Below are 19,898 nucleotides of genomic sequence, written 5' to 3'. Positions count from 1 at the left end.
TGCCGAATGGGAGACCTCGATGCCCACCTCTGATGCCGGGACGCCCCGCTCCCTGCGCCTGACGGCAGGCCTGGACACCCTGACGGTGAGCGGCCTCGACGAGACCGCCAGCGAGACGCTGTGCCGTGACTGGTCCCGGTGCAGCCCCACCCCGATCCCCACCCCGGCCGCCGCCGACCTCGAACGGGCCGAGGGTCAGGACTGGGACGTCTTCCACGAGTCGATCGTGTACGCGGCCACGTCCGCGGCGATCGGCTCCTGCCGCGGCACCCACCTGATGTTCCACGGCGCCTGCCTCGCCGTCCCGGAGACGGGCGCCGCCGTCGTGCTGGCCGCCGCCTCCGGCACGGGGAAGACCACCGCGACACGACGCCTCGGCCCCCACTTCGCCTACCTCACGGACGAGACGGCCATCGTGGATCCCGCAGACCTGGGGGTGACCCCGTACGCCAAGCCGCTCTCCCTGCTGGGGGACGCCGGCGTGCGTCCGAAGCACCAAGTGGGACCGGACGGACTCGGTCTGGGGCCGACCGTGCCGGGCACGGTGCGGTGCGTGGCCGTGCTGGACCGCGTGCGCGATGCGACGGAGGCCGTGCCCGCCCGGGCGGAGCCCCTTCCCCTGCTGGAGGCGCTGCAGCTGCTGGTGCCGCAGACGTCCTCCCTCTCGCAGCTGCCCCGCGGCCTCGTGACGCTGTGCGGCGTCCTGGACCGCGTGGGCGGCGCCCACCGCCTGGTCTACACCGAGGCGGAGGGCCTCCGCCCGGTGCTGGAGGAGCTCCTCGACGATGCTCCGGTCCGGCTCGACCGGTCATGGGATCCGCTGGAGGACGACGAGCTGGCTCCTTCGAGCGAGCCGACGTCCCCGACCTCCCCGACGGATGCGGGCGAGCCCAGCACGGACCCCCGGCGCATCCGCCGCCGCGGAGCCGACGACGGCATCCTCACCGCCGACCACACCCTCGTGCTGCTGCACGACACCGAGCTCGTGATGCTCGCAGGGCTCGGACCGGCGATCTGGTTCCTCTTGACGGAGCCCCTCACGCCGGAGGAGATCCTCGACCGGCTGAGCAGCAACGGGCCCGTGCCCCCAGACGCCGCCGACAGAGTGGAGGCAGCGGTGGCCCAGCTCTCCGAGCAAGGACTCCTCCGCGCCGAATGACCCTCTGCCCACAGCGCGCCGCGGGCCGCCACCCCTCGAGGGTGACGGCCCGCCGTCGTGTCCACGGACGGCTCAGTGCCCGCCCCAGTTCGAGGGCGGCCACACCGTGGTGAACACCTTCCCCACGATGTCGTCACGCCGCACGAAGCGGGCGCAGCCGTCGGTCTGCTCCCCCACGGTGCCCCGGCAGGCGATCACGGAGTCGGCGGAGTTCGAGCGGTGGTCGCCCATCACGAGCATGGAGTCCGCGGGGACGGTCACGGGGCCGAAGCACCGCGACGAGACCACGTCGGACTCGCAGTCGAGCCGGCCGGGCACGAACGGCAGGTCCTCGTACACGTACGGCTCGTCCTGGGGCGAGCCGTCCACCACGACCTGGCCGGCCGAGGTGCAGCAGGAGACCGTCTGCCCGGCCTCACCGATGACGCGCTTCACGAGCGCCTGCTCGTGGGAGCGGCCGATGCCCGTGAGATCGCCGAATCCACGCACCACGGCCTCGAGCGGGCCGTCCTCGGGCATCGGCTGGGCCCAGTCCTCGTTGGCGTTGAACACCACCACGTCCTGTTGCTCCGCCCTGCCGTCCGGGTAGGCGGTCCGGTTCACCAGCATACGGTCCCCGATCTCCAGGGTGTTCTCCATCGAGCCCGACGGCACGGAGTAGACCTTCACCCAGAACGCCTGGACCACCGCCACCACGATGATCGCGACGGCCACGTTCAGCAGCACCGCCAGCCATCCGGGCAGGCGGGCGTGCTTCGGCTCAGCGGCGGCCGTGGTACCCGTCATGCTCAGGCGTCGCCGTCGAACAGGCTGGTCACGGAGCCGTCCTCGAACACCTCGCGGATGGCGCGGGCGATCAGCGGGGCGATCGAGAGCACGGTGAGCTTCTCGAAGCGCTTCTCCGGCGGGATCGGCAGGGTGTTGGTCACCACGATCTCACGGGCCCCGGAGTCGCCGAGGCGCTGCGCGGCCGGGTCCGAGAACACGGCGTGCGTGGCGGCGATGATGACGTCCTTCGCGCCGGCGTCCTTGAGGATGCGCACAGCGCCGGCGATCGTGCCGCCCGTGTCGATCATGTCGTCGATCAGCACGCACACGCGTCCCTCGACGTCGCCCACCACGGTCTTGGACTCGGCCTTGTTCGGCGTGGTGAGGTCGCGGCTCTTGTGCACGAACGCGAGCGGCACGCCGCCCAGGCGGTCCGCCCACTGCTCGGCCACGCGCACGCGGCCGGTGTCCGGGGAGACCACGGTGACCTTCTCCCCCTCCACCTGGCCGCGGATGTAGTCCGCGAGCAGCGGGATGGCGAAGAGATGGTCCACCGGGCCGTCGAAGAAGCCCTGGATCTGCGCGGTGTGCAGGTCCACGCTCATGATGCGCGAGGCACCGGCGGTCTTGTAGAGGTCCGCCACCAGGCGGGCCGAGATGGGCTCGCGCCCGCGGCCCTTCTTGTCCTGGCGGGCGTAGGGGTAGAACGGGGAGACCACGTTGATGCGGCGGGCCGAGGCGCGCTTCATGGAGTCCAGCATGATGAGCTGCTCCATGAGGTGGTTGTTCAGCGGCGCCGGGTGGGACTGGATGACGAAGACGTCCTTGCCGCGCACCGACTCGCCCGAGCGGACGTAGATCTCCCCGTTGGCGAAGTCGTACGCGCTCATGGGCAGCAGCTCGGTGCCCAGGGCATCGGCGATCTCCTGCGCGAGCTCGGGGTGTGCCCGCCCCGTGGCCAGCACCAGCCGCTTGTCCTCGCTCCGGCTCAGTTCACTCATGACGTCCCTGCTCTCCGTGGCCGCGGATCCGCGGCCACTGCTCGCTGCTTGTGCCTGCCAGGCGCCCCCCGCGCTGATCCTGCCTCCCATCCTAGGCGTGTGCGCCCAGGCCGAGCGCCCGCTCAGGCGCCCGCGCCGCCGCGCTGATCCGCGTCGGTCCCCGTTCCGGCGGCCTCGGCGGCCTGCGCCGAGGAGGTGCCGGGCCGGCGGGAGGTGACCCAGCCCTCGATGGTCCGCTGGCTCACCGCGTTCAGGGCCAGCGCTCCGGCGGGCACGTCCTCGCGCACCACGGCGCCGGCGCCGGTGTAGGCGCCGTCGCCCACGGTCACCGGTGCGGTGAACACGGTGTTGGAGCCGGTGCGCACGTGGGCGCCGATCACGGTGCGGTGCTTGTTCACGCCGTCGTAGTTGGCGGTGATGTTGCCGCAGCCGATGTTGGTGTACTCGCCGATCTCCGCGTCCCCCGCGTAGCCGAGGTGGGAGAGCTTGGCGCCGCGGCCCACGGTGACCTTCTTGGTCTCGTAGAACGCGCCGATCTTGCCCTCCTCGCCCAGCACCGTGCCCGGGCGCAGGTAGGTGAACGGGCCCACGGAGGCGTCGTCACCGATCACGGCTTCGGTGGCGTCGGTGCGCTTGACGGTGGCGCACTCCCCCACGCGGGTGTCGGTGAGCGTGGAGTCCGGTCCGACGACCGCTCCGGTGGCCACCGTGGTGGTGCCGTGGAGCTGCGTGCCGGGCTTGAGGGTGACGTCCGAGGCGAGCGTGACGGTGACGTCGACCCAGGTGGAGGACGAGTCCACGACGGTGACGCCCTCCTTCATCCAGCGGCGCAGCACGCGGTCGTTGAGCTGGCGGCCGAGGTCGGAGAGCTGGCGGCGGTCGTTGGCCCCCTCCACCTCCCACACGTCCTCCGTGCCCACGGAGGCCACGCGGCCGCCCTCCGCGCGAGCCATGCCCAGCACGTCGGTGAGGTACTTCTCGCCCTGCACGTTCTCCGTGGAGAGCAGCGGGAGGGTGCGGCGCAGCAGGGCGGCATCGAAGGCGTAGATGCCGGAGTTGACCTCCGCGATCTCCACGAAGGAGGAGTCGCCGGTGGACGCGGCGTGGGCCAGGGCGTCCTTGTGCTCCATGATGCGCTCCACGAGGCCCTCCGCGTCGCGGACGATGCGCCCGTAGCCGGTGGCGTCCTCGAGGGTGGCGGTGAGCACGGTGACGGCGTTGCCGTCCGCCTCGTGGGTGGCCACGAGGTCCGCGAGGGTCTCCGGGGTGAGCAGCGGGACGTCGCCGTATGTGACCACCACGGTGCCCGCGAGGTCCTCCGGCAGGGCGGCGAGGCCGAGCTCGACGGCACGGCCGGTGCCCGGCACCTCGTCCTGGTCCGCGATCGCCAGGCCGGTGATGCCCAGGTCCTGCGCGACGCCCTCGATGTGCTCGGCCACGCGGTCCCGCTCGTGGCGCACGACGGCCACGAGGTGCTCCGGCTGCAGCGACTGCGCGGCGGCGAGCGCGTGGCCCACGAGCGAGCGGCCGCCGATGGCGTGCATGATCTTCGGCGTGGCCGACTTCATGCGGGTGCCCTGGCCGGCGGCCAGCACGATCACGGCGGAGGGACGGACGGCAGGCTGCGTCATGCGCGGGGCTCCTGATGCTCGGGGAAGCGGGGCGTGCCGCGCTCCCGGTCAGGGAGCGGGCGTTCCGCCCCTAGGATTCGAACCTAGACTGCACGGCTCCAAAGGCCGGCGTGCTGCCATTACACCAGGGCGGAGCGTCACGGCCCACGCCGGGCGCGACGACGGCTCATTCTTCCACAGGCTCAGTAGGCGCCCTCGGCGGCCACCACCGCACGGGCGGTGCGGGCGAGGATCACCATGTCCCCCAGGATGGACCAGTTCTCCACGTAGTACAGGTCCAGGCGCACGGCGTCCTCCCACGAGAGGTCCGAGCGCCCGGAGACCTGCCACAGGCCCGTGATGCCGGGCTGCACCAGGAAGCGGCGGTGCACGTGCTCCTCGTACTGCTCCACCTCGTGCGCCAAGTGCGGCCGGGGACCCACGAGGGACATGTCCCCCTTCACCACGTTCACCAGCTGGGGCAGCTCGTCGATGCTCGTGCGCCGGATGACCTTGCCCACCTTCGTGATGCGCGGATCGTCCTTCATCTTGAACAGCACGTTGCCCTCGCCGGAGTCGGACTCCAGCTGCGCCTTGACCTCCTCCGCGTCCGCCACCATGGAACGGAACTTGAGCATGGTGAACGGGACGCCCCCCAGGCCGATGCGCTCCTGACGGAAGAGGACGGGGCCGCCGTCGGTCGCCTTCACGGCGATGGCGACGGCCAGCAGCAGCGGGGAGATGACGACGAGGCCCAGGCACGCGGCGACCAGGTCGAAGGCCCGCTTGGTGAATGCCTTGCCCGGCGCCAGGCGAGGGGTGGAGAGGTGGATCAGCGGCAGGCCGGCCAGCGGCTGCGTGTGCAGCCGGGGCCCGGCCACGTCCAGCAGGGCGGGGGCCATGATGAGGGAGACCCCGCGCTCCTGCAGCCCCCAGCCCAGCTGCCGGACGTCGCTCGGCACGAAGGGGTGGCCCGAGGTGATCACCACCGCGTCGATCTCCAGGGCCTCCACCTGGGCGACCACCTCGGCCACGCCCTCCACGTCCGTGCGGACGGGAACGGGCAGCCATCCGGCCGCGCGCGGCTTGTAGCCGGGCAGCAGCGCGGCCACGGGCGCGTAGCCGGCACCGGCCTCCGAGTCGAGCGCGTCGAACACGTGCTGGACGGCCCGCGGGCCGCCCACCAGCAGCAGGCGACGGCGGAACGCGCCCGCCTGGCGCCGGCGGGCCACCCAGCCGCGCACCACGAACCTGCCGATCAGCAGGAGCAGGACGCCCAGGGGAAGGGCGAGGGCGATGTAGCCGCGGGCCACCTCGAGTCCCGATGCGAAGGCCACGATGGCCACCACGCCGAAGAGGTGGAGCGTGGCGCGCAGGACCCGTTTGTACTCCTCCGCGCCGACGCTGAGGATGCGGATGTCCCGGGCGCCCTCCACCCCCAGCGTGAGCACCCACAGGACGCTCAGGACCACGCTGATGATCCCGTAGTTCACGGCGTCCAGGCCGGGGATCGGCTCGAGACCGGCGGCGCCGAAGCGCAGTTCGGCGGAGAGGAACGTGGCCAGCACCACGGCCAGCACGTCCACGAGGAGCACGAGTCGCGGCAGCCCCTGCTCCCAGGGGGCACCGAGGACGCGGCGTCGGACCGTGGCGCCGGCCGACAGCCCCGAGGGGGCCGGCGGCGCTGCGTTGGTGTCAGGCACCTGTCTCGACTCCTCACTCCGTGTTTCGCCGTATGACGCAGGTTCCTGAAGAATCATAGACGGAGCGCTCCCCTCCGCACAGCGGATCCTGTGCTGCAGTTGTGCAGCACCCGCGCGGCTCAGCCCTCGAGTTCTGCGGCGGACAGCCACTCCTCCTCGAGGACCTCGAGCTGAGCGTCCACGTCGCGCACCTCGGCGGAGACGGCCGACAGCCCGTCGAACTCCTGGGCCTGGCCGAGTTCGGCCATGCGGGCGTCCAGCCGGGCGCGCTTCTCGCGCAGCCGGTCCATCTGCCTCTCGATCCGGGCCATGTCCTTGCGCGCCTGGCGGCGCTCCGCCTCGGAGCCGCCGGAGGCGGCAGCCGACCTCGGGTTTCCCATCCCTGCGCACGTGCCGACGGCGTTGTTCCGCCCCCGCGACGGCGCGCCGGAGCCCGCCGGGGCCGCGGCGCCGTCCTCCATGGCGGCGCGCAGCTCGAGGTACTGCTCCACGCCGCCGGGCAGGCCGCGCACCTTCCCGTCCCCCAGCAGGGCGATCTGGTGGTCGGTGACGCGCTCGAGGAGGTAGCGGTCGTGCGAGACGACGACGAGCGTGCCGGGCCAGCCGTCCAGGACGTCCTCCACGGCGGCCAGGGTGTCCGTGTCCAGGTCGTTGGTGGGCTCGTCCAGCATGAGGACGTTGGGCTCCCCCACGAGCAGGCGCAGCAGCTGCAGACGGCGCCGCTCGCCGCCGGAGAGCTCGTCCACGCGGGTCCACTGACGGGTGGGACCGAACCCGAGCTGCTCCAGCAGCTGCCCCGCGGAGACGTCCTTGCCGCCCACCTGGAATGTGGTCCCCTCGCGTGCCATCACCTCGGCCACGCGCAGGTGGGAGACCTCGTCCAGCTCCTTCACGTCCTGCGTGAGCGTGGCGGTGACCACGGTCTTGCCGCGCTTGATCTTCCCGGAGTCCGGGGCCAGCCTGCCGTCGAGGAGGCGCAGGAGCGTGGACTTGCCCGCGCCGTTGACGCCCACGATCCCGAGGCGCTCGCCGGGGGCGAGGCGCAGGGTGACGTCCTCGAGGATCCGCTTGTCCCCCAGGGTCAGGCTCACGTCCTCGAGGTCCAGCACGTCCTTGCCCAGGCGTGCCGTGGCGGTCTTGGCGAGGGAGACGGAGTCCCGCGGCTCCGGCATGTCCGCGATGATCGCGTTGGCGGCCTCGATGCGGAACTTGGGCTTGGCGGTGCGGGCCGGGGCGCCGCGGCGCAGCCAGGCCAGCTCCTTCTTCATGAGCTGCTGGCGCTTCTGCTCCACCACGGCGCTCTGGCGGGCGCGCTCCGCGCGCGCGAGCACCCAGGCCGCGTAGCCGCCGTCGAAGGGGTCCACGGTGGCGTCGTGGACCTCCCACGTGCGCGTGCACACGGCGTCGAGGAACCAGCGGTCGTGGGTCACGATCACGAGGCCGCCGTCGGTGGGCCGCCAGCGGGAGTTCAGGTGCTGGGCGAGCCAGGCCACGCCCTCCACGTCGAGGTGGTTGGTGGGCTCGTCGAGGAAGACCACGTCGTCGTCCCCGGCGAGGAGCCGAGCGAGCGCGACGCGGCGGCGCTGGCCGCCGGAGAGGCCCTCGACCCTCTGCTCGAGGTCCAGGCCCGTGAGGAGGCCGCCGAGGACGTCCCGGATCGTGGGGTCCGAGGCCCACACGTGGTCGTCCACGTCCCCGACGACAGCGTGGCGCACCGTGTCCTCCGGGTCCAGGCGGTCCTGCTGGTCCAGCACGCCCACGCGCACCCCTCCACGCCGGGTGACGCGCCCCGAGTCCGGCGTCTGCAGGCCGGCGAGGATGCGCAGGAGGGTGGACTTGCCGTCGCCGTTGCGGCCCACCAGGCCGATGCGGTCGCCCTCGTCCACCCCCAGGGAGAGCCCCTCGAGGATGGTGCGGGTGCCGAAGGCGATGCCGATGTTCTCGGCGCCGAGCAGGTGGGCCATGGGGTGGAGGTCCTTCCGGAAGGAGGCGGGGAGAGGCGGGTGCGGGGGGGCGAGAGCAGAGGCGCGCGGAGCGTCAGAGCACGTGGGACCCGGGAACGGGGCCGCGCACGGGCAGGGCGTCCACGCCGGTGCGCTCCTGGATGGCCGTGGCCAGGCGCAGGGCGTCCTGCTCCGTGTGCGTCACGAAGAGCAGGGTGGGCCCGGAGCCGGAGACCATGCCGCCCAGGGCCCCCTCGTCCAGGCCCAGGTCGAGCATGTCCGAGAGGTCCGGGAACAGGGCGACCGCCGGGGTCTGGAGGTCGTTGTCCATCGCGGTGGCGAGGTCGAGCGGGTCCGCGGCGGTGAGCGCGCGCAGCACGTCCTGGTTGACCTCCGGTGCCCCGGCGGCATCCGTCAGGACGCCGTCCCGGCGCAGCTCGTCCAGGGTGCGGAACACCACGGGAGTGGAGAGTCCGGCGTCGGCCGGCACGAGCACGAGGTGCACGGGGCGGCGCGCTGCCACGGGGGTGAGGTCCGCCCCGGTGCCCAGCCCGACGGCGGCGCCGCCCATGACGGCGAACGGCACGTCCGCGCCGAGGGGGGCCGCGATCTCGGCGAGCTGGCTGCGGGTCAGGCCCGTCTCCCACAGGGCGGCGCACGCGAGGAGTGCGGCGGCCGCGTCCGCGGAGCCGCCGCCCATGCCTCCGGCCACGGGCACCTGCTTGGCGACCTCGAGGTCCACGCCGTGGGTGTCCGCCTCCAGGCCGAGGGTCTCCCGGAGGTGGACGGCCGCCCGATGGGCGAGGTTGCGCTCGTCCCACGGCACGTCCGCGGTGTCGACGAGGCTCACCTGGCGCTGCGACGGGGCGACCGTGATCCGGGCGTCCGGGCGGACGATGGCCGTGACGGTCTCCCGCAGGCTGACGGCGAGGTACACGGTGGCCACCGGGTGGTAGCCGTCGAGGCCGGGCGGGCCGACCCGCAGGGACAGGTTGACCTTGCCGGGGGCGGTGGCCGTGACGTGGCGGGCGGTGGGGTCCTGGCTCACGGGCGGGCCTCCCCTGCCGCAGGGCGGTGCCGCGCGATGCGCGCGAAGGCGGCGATGTCCAGCTGCTCGCCCCGCGCGCGGGGGTCCACGCCGGCGGCGCGGAGCGCCTCCTCCGCGAGCGCCGGCGTGCCGGCCCAGCTCGCGAGGGCGGCCCGCAGGGTCTTGCGGCGCTGGGAGAACGCGGCGTCCACCGCGGCGAACACGTCCTGGCGGTCGACGTCCGAGACCGGGGGCTCGCGGCGTGTGAAGGCGACGAGGCCGGAGTGGATGCGCGGGGCGGGCCAGAACACCTGCGTGCCGATCACGCCGGCCTTGCGGACGTCCGCGTACCAGGCGGCCTTGGCGGAGGGGACGCCGTAGACCCGGGAGCCGGGCGGGGCGGCGAGGCGGTCCGCGACCTCGTCCTGCACCATCACGAGTCCGTGACGCAGTCCTGGCAGGACCGCGAGCGCGTGCAGCAGCACGGGCACGGCGACGTTGTACGGGAGGTTGGCCACGAGGGCCGTGGGGCCCGTGCCGGCGGCCGCGGGCCGGACCGCGTCCAGCTCGTGCGCGGAGAGGGTCATGGCGTCCGCGTGCAGCACCGCGAGGGCGTCCGCCGCCTCCGGCCGGTAGTCGGCCACCGTGCGGGGCAGCCGCGCGGCGGTCACCGGGTCGATCTCCACCGCGGTGACCGCGGACGCGGCGTCCAGCAGGCCCAGCGTGAGGGAGCCGAGACCGGGCCCGATCTCCAGCACGTGCTCCTCCGGGCCGACTCCGGCCGCCTGCACGATGCGCCGGATGGTGTTGGGATCGATCACGAAGTTCTGGCCCCACTGCTTGGTGGGGCGCAGGTCCAGCTCCGCGGCGATGCGCCGCACGTCCGCTGCGCTGAGGAGCGGGGCCGGCGCGGGTGCCTCGGGGTGCTGGGTCATGCGTGGGAGTCTATCGGCGGAGCGGGACGCGATAGGGGCGGGCGCCTCCGGCTCACGTGGACAGGTCGCCGAGCTCGACGAGCTCGCGGAACTCCGGGCTGGTCTCCTGGAGTCCCTGGAAGGTCCCCTGGCCGGCGATGCGGCCCTGGTCCATGAGGACGATCTGATCGCAGTGCTTCACGGTGGAGAGCCGGTGGGCCACCACCAGCACGGTGATCCTCCCGCTGAGAGCCTGGATCACGTCCGTCACGCGGCGCTCCGTGAGGTTGTCGAGCGCCGACGTCGCCTCGTCCAGCACGAGGAGCCGCGGGCGCCGGTACAGCGCGCGGGCGATGCCGAGGCGCTGGCGCTGGCCGCCGGAGACGCCGACGGCGCCCTCGCCGATGACGGTGTCCAGGCCGTCGGGCAAGGCGTCCAGCCACTCGCCGAGCTGGGCGTCGCGGAGGACGCGCTCCACCTCGGAGCGGTCCACGGTCTCGGCGGCCTCGGTGTCCAGCAGGACGTTGTGCAGCACGGTGCCGTTGACCACGGTGACGGACTGCGGGACGAACCCCACGTTGTCCCACCAGCCGCGCGGGTTCGCATCGAGCTTCTGCCCGTCCACGTACACGCCGCCGGCCTGCGCGTGGTGGAAGCCGATCAGCAGGTCGATGAGCGTGGTCTTGCCGGCGCCGCTGCCGCCCACGAAGGCGTAGGAGGAGCCGAACGGGATGGTGAGGTCGATGTCCTTCAGGACCGGCTCGTCCTTGCCGGGGTAGGTGAAACTCGCGTCCCGTACCTCCAAGGAGCGCGTGAAGTCGATGTGCTCGTACGCGCGGTCTGCCGAGGCGAGCACGGGCTGGGCGTCCTTGAGTTCCGACACTGTGCGCTCGAAGGCCGGCCAGGACGTCCGGATCTCGTTGCTCGTGGCCATGATGGCCGCCATCGAGGGGAGCACGCGGAAGCCCGCCATGGCGAGGAGCGCGAGGGAGCCGAAGGCCTCCTCGCCTCGCCCGGAGAGGAACGCGAAGGCCACCAGTCCGGCGATGGCGGCCACGAAGGCCACCTCGAGCACGTACCGGGGCATCATCGTGAGGATCAACTTGAGCCGGGTGGCGGCCGCGCCCGCGGTGCGGGCGTTGCGGTACTGGTTCATGAAGGCCGAGTCGTTGCCCCGGATCTTCACGTCCTTGTAGTTCTCCAGGCCCTGCAGCGCGGCGGTGTTCGCGGCCTCGCCCGTGGTCACCAGCATCCAGCCGAGCCTGCTGGCAGGGCGGCGGATGAACTGCTTGAGCGCGAAGGTGACCAGCAGGAAGTAGACCGCCATTCCCAGCGCCGTCAGCGGCATGGACACGCCCAGCACCACCGCAACGGCCACGAGGGTGACCGCCTCGGTCAGCAGGGTGACGGCGCCGTTGATCACCCCGGTGTACGCCATGGTGGATGTACCGGTGACATTGTTCACCAGCGTGCCCACCGTGCGGGTCAGATGCAGGCCGTAGTCGGCGCGCAGGTAGTACCGGAGGAGCTTGGACGAGGTTTCGATCAGGTTCCGGTTGGTGAACCCCATGGTCCACCAGCGGAAGGCCAGGACGAGCACGGCCTTGAGGAGGAACGCCACCACGATGATCCCGGAAAACGCGAGGGCCTGCCTGCCCACCGTGGTCGCGCCCCAGCTCGCCAGCAGGCCCTCGAGGACGGGGACGCCGGTCTTCCCGGAGGTCAGGAGGTTCACGAGCGGCAGGATGGAAGCCAGCGCCGCCATCTCCAGGAGCGCGACGACGATGGAGCCGAGCACGACGAACACCAGGCGGATGCGCATGCCCCGGTCGACGAGGTACTGCGTCCCGTCCGGGAGTCGCCTCTTCAGGAATCGGGTCAGCACGCGATCCATCGTAGGCGGAGTACCTGGATCAGCACTCGCCGTATACCCGAGTGGTGTTGGCCATCACGGCCCGCCCCAGGTCGGCCACGTCCTCGCCCCGCGTTGCAGCCATGCCCCGCAGGGTCAGTGGGATCAGGTAGGGCGCGTTGGGACGGCCGCGGTGCGGGTGCGGGGTGAGGAAGGGGGCGTCCGTCTCCACCAGGACCAGCTCCGGCGGGGCGAGGCGCAGGGCTTCGCGCAGCGCGTCGTTGGCCTTGAACGTGACGGGCCCGGCGAAGCTCATGTGCCACCCTTGCTCGATGCACGTCCGCGCCAGTTCGGGTCCCCCGGAGAAGCAGTGGAACACGACGTGGGGCGGCAGGCCGCCGTCGGCCTCCTCCTCGAGCAGGATCCGGACGACGTCGTCGTGCGCGTCCCGGTCGTGGATCTGCAGCGCCTTGCCGAGGGCGCGGGCCAGGCGGATGTGCCAGCGGAAGGCCTCGTGCTGAGCGGCCTGGCCCGCGTCGTCCTGCGTGCGGAAGTAGTCGAGTCCCGTCTCCCCCACCGCGCGCACCCGGGGGTGCCGGGCCAGCTCATCGATCACCGCGAGCGCCGCGTCCAGGTCGCCGCGCTCGGCGTGCCGGGCGGCGTCGTTCGGGTGGATGGCCACGGCACCCAGCAGCCGCGGCTCGGCCTCGATCGCCTCCACCGTGAAGCGGGCCGACTCGACGTCGCACCCCACCTGCACAGCACCGACCACACCGACAGCCTCCGCGGCGTCCATGGCCTGATGCACGTCCACGCGGACCAGGCCGTCCCGGAAGTCCAGATGCGTGTGGTTGTCCACCACGGCCACCGGCAACGGCTCCGGGGCGGGCGGGTACTCGAGACGGCGCCGGCGTCCCGACTTCTCCTCCCGCGCGTCGCGGCGGGGTCCGGTCCCTGCGTCGTCCGCTGCCACGGAGTCCGAGATCGAGGGCGGCCGATAGGCCACCGGAACGCCGGCCTCGTGATCCGCGTTGTCGGAGTGCGGGGCAGTCGATCGGGGGGCATGCGGGTCGGTCATGCCCACCACTGTAGGTTCACGGCCGTGACGGCACGGCTCAGAGGTCGGACGTCAACGAGCCGACCGGCGCCGGCCGCGGACGCACCGGGGCCCCCGCCGCGGCGCGATCGCTCCACTTGCGGTGCAGCAGTGAGAAGTCTCCCTCGACGTCGTTCCGATGCTCCGTGAAGAAGCGGTTCCACGGGGGACGGGAGTGGTACGCGGGGAACGGCGCCGTGACGAACACGAGCGTGCCGCTGGCCCGAGAGAAGAAGTCCCGGTGGTCGACCATGCGGAGGTCCTCGTCCCACCCCACCTTCCGGAGGGACGCCGTGCGCGGCAGGTACACCTGCGGGGCTTTGGCCACCACGGGCAGCCCGGAGAAGATCCGCCGGGTGCTGCGCACGAAGCGGGCCATGACGGCCGGTCGCTCGAACGTCTTGACGCAGACGGTGACGTCGGAGGCGAGGTCGGCGGTGTCCCGGCCCCGGCAGCGCCAGGCGTCGAGGGCAGTCACGGCCGGCACCGCCGCGGCGAGCGCGGCACGGCGGGCGAGGTTCTTCACGGCTTCCCCCCTCGGAGGATAGCCCGGCGGCCGTGAACGGCACGGCGGCCCGCCGCCCCGTGCATTCCGGGGGCGGCGGGCCGCGTCATGCGCTCGGCGAGAGGTCAGTCGGCGTTGACCGCGCCGTCCTGCGGAGCGGCCGGGGCCGGCGCGTCCGCGTAGGGGTCGGCGATGCCGATGTACTGCACCGTGGTGTACTCCTCGATGCCCTCGGCGCCGCCCTCGCGGCCGAGGCCGGACTGCTTCATGCCGCCGAACGGGGCCGCCGGGTTGGAGATGACGCCCACGTTGTAGCCCATGAGGCCGAACTCGATCTGTTCGGCCACGCGGTACATGCGGGTGTAGTCGCGGGTGAACAGGTAGGAGGCCAGGCCGTACTCGGTGTCGTTGGCCATCTCGATGGCCTCCTGCTCAGTGGAGAAGGTGACGATCGGGGCCACGGGGCCGAAGATCTCCTGCTTCAGGATCGGGTTGCCCTTCTGGACCTTCAGCGCGGTGGGCGCGTAGAAGTAGCCGTCGCCCTCGATCTTCTGCCCGCCGGTGAGCACCTCGGCACCGGCCTCGACGGCCTCGCTGACGAGCGCGTGGATGTCCTCGCGGGCGTCCTCGGAGATGATCGGGCCGAGCGTGGACTCCGGATCGGTGCCGCGCAGGGGCTTGAGGGCCTCCAGCTTGGCGACGAACTTCTGCGTGAACTCCTCGGCGACGTCCTCGTGCACGAGGAAGCGGTTGGCCGCGGTGCAGGCCTCGCCCATGTTGCGCATCTTGGCTGCGAAGGCCCCGTCCACGGCGTTGTCCAGGTCCGCGTCCTCGAACACGATCAGCGGGGCGTTGCCGCCGAGCTCCATGGAGGTGCGCAGCACGTTGTCCGCGGCGTCCTTCATCAGGCGCACGCCCACCGGGGTGGAGCCGGTGAAGGAGACCTTGCGCAGGCGCGAGTCCTGCATGATCGGGCCGGAGATGGCCGACGCGGAGGAGCCGGAGACCACGTTGAGGACGCCCTTGGGCAGGCCGGCGTCCATCAGCACCTGCGCGAAGAGCTGGGTGGTGAGCGGGGTCAGCTTGGCGGCCTTGAGCACCATGGTGCAGCCGGCGGCGACGGCGGGGCCGACCTTGCGCGTGGCCATGGCCAGCGGGAAGTTCCAGGGGGTGATGAGCAGGCACGGGCCGACCGGCTTGTGGTGCACCTGCATCTTCAGGGTGCCCTCCGGCATGGTGAGGGTGCGCCCGTAGTGGCGGACGGCCTCCTCGGAGAACCAGCGGAGGAACCCGTTGCCGTAGACGACCTCACCGCGGGCCTCGGCCAGCGGCTTGCCCATCTCGAGGGTCATGAGCAGCGCGAAGTCCTCGGCGCGCTCGTTGATCATGTCGTAGGCGCGGCGGAGGATGTCCGCGCGCTCGCGGGCCGGGGTGCGGGCCCAGTCGGCCTGCGCGGCGCACGCGGCGTCGAAGGCGGCCATGGCGTCGTCGGAGTTCGCGTCCTGCAGGCTCGCGATGACCTTGCCGGTGGCCGGATCCTTCACGTCGAAGGTCTTGCCGGAGGAGGCGTCGCGCCATTCCCCGTCGATCAGCAGGCCCGTGGGGACGGACTCCAGCAGGGTCTTCTCGCGCTCGGGGGTCACGGTCATGGGTGCACCTCTTTCAACTCGGTCGCGGGGGCCGAACGGCATCCCGCACACGCGCAGGTCAACCGCCTGGTGACCCGTCCTATTCCGACGCGCGCGGCACGCGGCGCCCACCTGGGATCCTAGCCAGCGCGCGCCGCCAGCACCGCCTGGTAGAGATCCCGGCTGCGCAGCCCGTGCGCGCTCGCGACGGCGGCCACCGCCTCCTTCAGCCGGGTGCCGGAATCCACCAGCACCCCCACCTCGGCGACGGCGTCCGCCTCGCTGACGTCCTCGGCCTCGTCCGCAGCCGACGCCGGCCCCACCACGAGCACGATCTCCCCCCGGATCCCGACCTGGCTCGCCTCGCGCTCTCGCGCCCAGGCGAGGACCTCTTCGGCCGAGCCGCGCACGACCTCCTCGTGCAGCTTCGTCAGCTCCCGCGCCACGCACACCGGCCGCTGCGGGCCCAGCGTCTGGGCCAGCAAGGCGAGTGCCCCCGCGATCCGCTGCGGCGACTCGAAGTACACCACCGTCCGCGCCTCGCCCCGGATCTCCTCGAAGCGACGGCGCCGGTCGCCGTCCTTGCGGGGCAGGAAGCCGTCGAAGGCGAAGCGGTCCGTGGGCATGCCGGACAGGGCAAGCGCCGTGGTGACCGCACTCGGCCCGGGCGCGCACGTCACGGGGATCCCCTCGGCGACGGCGGCGGCCACGAGCCGGTAGCCGGGGTCGGAGACCGTCGGCATGCCGGCATCCGACACCACGGCCACGGTGGCGCCGGCACGCACCTGCTCCAGCAGCCCCCGGGCGGAGGCCTCCTCGTTGTGCTCGTGGTGGGCCAGGAAGCGGCCCGTGGCGCTCACCCCGAGCGCCTGGCAGAGGTGCCGCGCGGTGCGCGTGTCCTCGGCGGCGATCACGTCCGCCTCGGCGAGCAGCTCCCGCAGCCGCGCGGAGGCGTCCCCGAGATTGCCGATGGGCGTGGCGGCCAAGATGACACGGCCGTGAGTCACGATGGGGCTCCTGAGGGGAGGGGACGGGGACGCGTTCGAGACTACGCGGGGGCCGCTCTCTGCGTCGCCGTCCTTCACGCCTCCCCGGCGGCCCCCGCCCTGCCGCACCGCCCCCGTAGCATGGGCGCGTGCCCGCCTCCGCCCTCGCCTCGCGCCCGTCGTCCGGCCCTGCCGTCCCTCGGGGGGCGCATGCCGCCCGTCGCGCGCCGTTCTCCGCGCCCGCCCTCCGCGAGCGCCTGGGCGTCCCCGACGCGGCGCTGACCCGCTGGCACTGGATCGTGCCGCTGCTGGTCACGGCGCTGGCCGCCGTCGTCCGCTTCACCAATCTGGGCTTCCCGGACCAGCTGATCTTCGACGAGACCTACTACCCCAAGGACGCCTACTCCCTCCTGGAGTCCGGCTACGAGCGCCGCTGGGAGGAGGACGTGAACGACGCCTTCGCCCGCGGCGAGGCCGAGCCGCTCCCCGACCCCGCCTACGTGGTCCACCCGCCGCTGGGCAAGTGGCTGATCGGCCTGGGCATGCTGGCTTTCGGCGCGGACAACGGCGTGGGATGGCGGTTCAGCGCGGCGGTGGCGGGCACGCTCTCCGTGCTGATCACCACGCTGATCGCCCAGCACCTGTTCCGCTCCGTCGCCCTCGGCGCCGTCGCCGGGCTGCTGCTCGCCACCGAGGGCCACCACCTGGTGATGTCCCGCATCGGCCTGCTGGACATGTTCCTCTCCTTCTTCGTGATCGCCGCCTTCGCGGCACTCCTGGCGGACCGCGTGCACGGGCGGCGGCAGCTGGCCGCGCGCATCGCCCGCGACGTCGGGCGCGGCCACCCCGACCCCCTCGCCACCGGCCCGTGGCTGGGCTGGCGGCCCTGGCGCCTGCTGGCCGGGCTGCTGCTGGGCGCGGGCTGCGCCGTGAAGCTCTCCGGGCTGGCCTTCATGGCCGTGTTCGGCCTGCTCACGGTGCTGTGGGACATGGAGGCCCGCCGGACCGCAGGCATCCGCCAGTGGATCAGCGCGGCCGTGCGCCGGGACGGATTCCTGGCGTTCGCGTCCGTCGTGGGCGGCGGCGCGCTGACGTACCTGGCCTCGTGGACCGGCTGGTTCGTGACCGACGGCGGCTACCACCGGCACTGGGCGGAGGAGAACCCGGCGCAGGGGCCGGCGGCGCTGGTGCCCGGACCGCTGCGCTCGCTGGTGCACTACCACCTCGAGTCCACGGCGTTCCACGAGAGCCTGACGAGCCCCCACGACTACGGCGCCAGCCCGTACACATGGCCCTTCATGGGGCGCCCCGTCAGCTACTACTACGAGGGCGGCAAGCCCGGGGAGGACGGCTGTCCCGCGAGCGCCGCCGCGGACTGCGCGGCGGCCATCACGGACATCGCCAACCCGTTCGTGTGGTGGACCGGCCTGGCGGCCGTGCTCGTCTGCCTGGCCGTGCTCGTCCGGTACCGCGACTGGCGTGCCGGCGCCCTCCTGGGCGCCTACGTGGCCGGGCAGATCGTGTGGTTCCTGTGGCCCGAGCGCACCATGTTCTTCTTCTACTCGATCGCCTACGAGCCCTTCCTCATCCTGATGATCGTGCTCGTCCTCTCCCTGCTGCTGCGCCCCGGCCATCGGCCCGGCCCGCGCTGGGGCGGGGCGATCGTCGCCGCGTACGTGGCGCTCGCCGTCGCCGTGTCCCTGTTCTTCCTGCCCGTGTGGATTGGCGAGACCATCCCCTACCCGCAGTGGCGCTGGCGCATGTGGTTCAGCAGCTGGATCTGAGCGACCCCGGCCTGACATAGCCTGCCCTGCCGTGGGTACATGGAACTGACGGCGACCACCGGTATGGCTACCCTCGGGGGGTGACCACTTCCAGCCCGCTCACCGAGTCCGCCACCGACCTCGTGGCGATGCCTCCCGCGGACAGCAACCTCACCGACCTCATCCTCGCCTCGTGCTCCGAGGACCCGACGGCGCCCGTCTACGCCCTGCGCAACGGCGCCGGCGGCTGGACGGACGTCCGCTTCGGCGCCTTTCTGGACCGCGTCCGGGCCGTCGCGCGGGGACTGATCGCCCGCGGCGTGGCCCCCGGCGACCGGGTCGCGATCTTCGCCCCCACGAGCTACGAGTGGGCTGTCCTCGACCAGGCGGTGTGGTTCGCCGGCGCGGTCTCCGTGCCGATCTACGAGACCTCCTCCGAGAGCCAGGTCCGCCACATCCTCGCCGACTCCGGGACCCGCGTCCTGGCCCACGCCGATGACACGCTCGGCGACCTCGCCCGCGCCGCGGCGACGTCGGCCGACGTCGAGCTGGACCTGTTCCCCCTGTCCGAGGCGGGCCTGGCCGCCCTCGAGGAGGACGGCGCCGCCGTCGCCCCCGAGGACCTCGAGGCCGCCCGCGCGCGCCCGTCCCTCGCCGACCCCGCCTCGATCGTCTACACCTCCGGCACCACGGGCTCGCCCAAGGGCGCGATCATCACCCATGGGAACTTCGCGGCGGCCGCGATCAACGAGCTGCACTTCGCGCGCGACGTCGTCCAGTGGGGGCCGGGCCTCCACTCCCGAACCCTGATGTTCCTGCCGCTCGCGCACGTGCTGGCCCACGCCGTGCAGGTCATCTGCCTCTACGCGCGGATCCAGGTGGCGCACGCCCCCTCCCCCGCCACGCTCATGCAGGACCTGCCCTCCTACCGCCCGACCTGGCTGCTCGCCGTGCCGCGCGTGTTCGAGAAGCTCGAGGCCGGCGTCGCGGCCAATGCCGAGCGCGCCGGGACCGGACGGATCTACGCCGCCGCGAAGCAGACGGCCATCGCGTTCTCCGAGGCCGAGGAGGCCCGCGCGTACGACGGCGGCCCCGGCCCCTCCCGCGCGCTGCGCGCCCGCCACGCCCTCTTCGACCGCCTGGTCTACCGCAAGATCCGTCAGGCGCTGGGCGGCGAGGTCGTCTCCTGCGTCTCAGGCGCCTCCGCGCTCTCCTCCGAGCTGGTGCACTTCTTCCGTGGCGTCGGCGTGCCGATCGTGGAGGGCTACGGCCTCACCGAGACGACGGCGCCCGCCACCGTGAACATCCCCGCCGCCATGCGCGTGGGCACCGTGGGCCTCCCCGTGCCCGGCGTGACCGTGCGCATCGCCGAGGACGGGGAGATCCTGCTCTCCGGCCCGGTGGTGTTCGGCGGCTACCACGAGCAGCCCGAGGCCAGCGCCGCGGTCATGGAGGACGGCTTCTTCCGCACCGGCGACCTCGGCTCCCTCGACGAGCACGGCTTCCTGCGGATCACCGGCCGCAAGAAGGACATCATCGTCACCGCGGGCGGCAAGAACGTCTACCCGGCGCCCATGGAGGAGAAGCTGCGCGAGCACCGGCTCGTGGGGCACGTCGTGGTGGTCGGCGACGACCGCCCCTTCGTCGGCGCGCTCCTGACGCTGGACCCGGACGAGCTCAAGCGCTGGAGCATGGACCGCGAGCTCGACCTCACCCTGGAGGAGGCCGCGACGCACCCCGCCGTCCTGGCGGCGATCCAGGAGCAGGTGGACGCCGTCAACGCGGGCGTCTCCCGCGCCGAGTCCATCCGCCGCTTCCTCATCCTGGACCACGAGCTGACCGAGGCCTCCGGCCACATGACGCAGTCCCAGAAGCTCAAGCGCTCCCAGGTGCTCGCCGACTACGCCGCGGACATCGAGGCGCTCTACCGCCGATGAGACGCG

15 protein-coding genes and 1 tRNA gene are annotated in these 19,898 nt (G+C 72.7%); 3 read left to right on the top strand and 13 right to left on the bottom strand.

Annotated features, from left to right (window positions below; all coding sequences use genetic code 11):
* Positions 1-19 precede the first annotated feature (19 nt).
* Positions 20-1,159 (top strand): PqqD family peptide modification chaperone, encoded by a 1,140-nt coding sequence (locus LG274_RS10990; protein WP_404464445.1) that lies wholly within the window; start codon positions 20-22, stop codon positions 1,157-1,159.
* 72 nt (positions 1,160-1,231) lie between these two features.
* Here LG274_RS10990 and lepB read toward each other — a convergent pair whose 3' ends face one another.
* The 13 genes from lepB to rsmI all read right to left on the bottom strand — a co-directional run bounded on the left by lepB (position 1,232) and on the right by rsmI (position 16,213).
* Positions 1,232-1,945, bottom strand: coding sequence for a signal peptidase I (gene lepB, locus LG274_RS10985; RefSeq protein ID WP_404464443.1), 714 nt, complete (start codon positions 1,943-1,945; stop codon positions 1,232-1,234).
* Between the two features lie 2 nt (positions 1,946-1,947).
* Positions 1,948-2,928 (bottom strand): ribose-phosphate diphosphokinase, encoded by a 981-nt coding sequence (locus LG274_RS10980; RefSeq protein WP_248115460.1) that lies wholly within the window; start codon positions 2,926-2,928, stop codon positions 1,948-1,950.
* A 122-nt stretch (positions 2,929-3,050) separates the two neighbouring features.
* Complete coding sequence (gene glmU, locus LG274_RS10975; RefSeq protein WP_404464441.1) at positions 3,051-4,559, bottom strand: bifunctional UDP-N-acetylglucosamine diphosphorylase/glucosamine-1-phosphate N-acetyltransferase GlmU; 1,509 nt, start codon at positions 4,557-4,559, stop codon at positions 3,051-3,053.
* 62 nt (positions 4,560-4,621) lie between these two features.
* A tRNA-Gln gene (locus tag LG274_RS10970) sits at positions 4,622-4,693 on the bottom strand.
* A gap of 48 nt (positions 4,694-4,741) precedes the next feature.
* On the bottom strand, positions 4,742-6,241 hold the full coding sequence (locus LG274_RS10965) for a sugar transferase (protein WP_404464439.1): 1,500 nt from the start codon (positions 6,239-6,241) through the stop codon (positions 4,742-4,744).
* Positions 6,242-6,360: 119 nt separating this feature from the next.
* Positions 6,361-8,205 carry an ABC-F family ATP-binding cassette domain-containing protein gene (locus tag LG274_RS10960; RefSeq protein WP_404464437.1) on the bottom strand — a complete coding sequence of 615 codons (1,845 nt, stop codon included), beginning with the start codon at positions 8,203-8,205 and terminating at the stop codon, positions 6,361-6,363.
* A 73-nt stretch (positions 8,206-8,278) separates the two neighbouring features.
* Complete coding sequence (locus tag LG274_RS10955) at positions 8,279-9,232, bottom strand: 4-(cytidine 5'-diphospho)-2-C-methyl-D-erythritol kinase (protein WP_248115456.1); 954 nt, start codon at positions 9,230-9,232, stop codon at positions 8,279-8,281.
* Positions 9,229-10,146 carry a 16S rRNA (adenine(1518)-N(6)/adenine(1519)-N(6))-dimethyltransferase RsmA gene (rsmA, locus tag LG274_RS10950; protein ID WP_248115455.1) on the bottom strand — a complete coding sequence of 306 codons (918 nt, stop codon included), beginning with the start codon at positions 10,144-10,146 and terminating at the stop codon, positions 9,229-9,231. Before rsmA ends, LG274_RS10955 begins: the two co-directional genes overlap by 4 nt.
* 52 nt (positions 10,147-10,198) lie before the next feature.
* Entirely contained in the window at positions 10,199-12,019 is a 1,821-nt protein-coding gene (locus LG274_RS10945; protein WP_404464434.1) for an ABC transporter ATP-binding protein, read from the bottom strand.
* 19 nt (positions 12,020-12,038) lie between these two features.
* The gene (locus LG274_RS10940; protein ID WP_404464432.1) at positions 12,039-13,055 is read right to left on the bottom strand and encodes a TatD family hydrolase; all 1,017 of its coding nucleotides are present in this window, start codon (positions 13,053-13,055) and stop codon (positions 12,039-12,041) included.
* A 37-nt stretch (positions 13,056-13,092) separates the two neighbouring features.
* On the bottom strand, positions 13,093-13,599 hold the full coding sequence (locus tag LG274_RS10935; RefSeq protein WP_404464430.1) for a hypothetical protein: 507 nt from the start codon (positions 13,597-13,599) through the stop codon (positions 13,093-13,095).
* A 104-nt stretch (positions 13,600-13,703) separates the two neighbouring features.
* Entirely contained in the window at positions 13,704-15,227 is a 1,524-nt protein-coding gene (locus LG274_RS10930; RefSeq protein ID WP_404464428.1) for an NAD-dependent succinate-semialdehyde dehydrogenase, read from the bottom strand.
* Between the two features lie 119 nt (positions 15,228-15,346).
* Positions 15,347-16,213 carry a 16S rRNA (cytidine(1402)-2'-O)-methyltransferase gene (gene rsmI / locus LG274_RS10925; RefSeq protein ID WP_404464426.1) on the bottom strand — a complete coding sequence of 289 codons (867 nt, stop codon included), beginning with the start codon at positions 16,211-16,213 and terminating at the stop codon, positions 15,347-15,349.
* Between the two features lie 128 nt (positions 16,214-16,341).
* Here rsmI and LG274_RS10920 point away from each other — a divergent pair, with 128 nt between their 5' ends.
* Positions 16,342-17,976, top strand: a complete 1,635-nt coding sequence (locus LG274_RS10920) for a phospholipid carrier-dependent glycosyltransferase (protein WP_248115448.1) — start codon at positions 16,342-16,344, stop codon at positions 17,974-17,976.
* Positions 17,977-18,056: 80 nt separating this feature from the next.
* Positions 18,057-19,892 carry an AMP-dependent synthetase/ligase gene (locus LG274_RS10915; protein WP_404464424.1) on the top strand — a complete coding sequence of 612 codons (1,836 nt, stop codon included), beginning with the start codon at positions 18,057-18,059 and terminating at the stop codon, positions 19,890-19,892.
* Positions 19,893-19,898 lie beyond the last annotated feature (6 nt).

This window comes from Micrococcus antarcticus (assembly GCF_044872765.1).
In the GTDB taxonomy this organism is placed as follows: Bacteria; Actinomycetota; Actinomycetes; order Actinomycetales; family Micrococcaceae; genus Micrococcus.
Note: the sequence above shows the minus strand (reverse complement) of the source record. Positions and strands in the feature narration are given on the sequence as shown.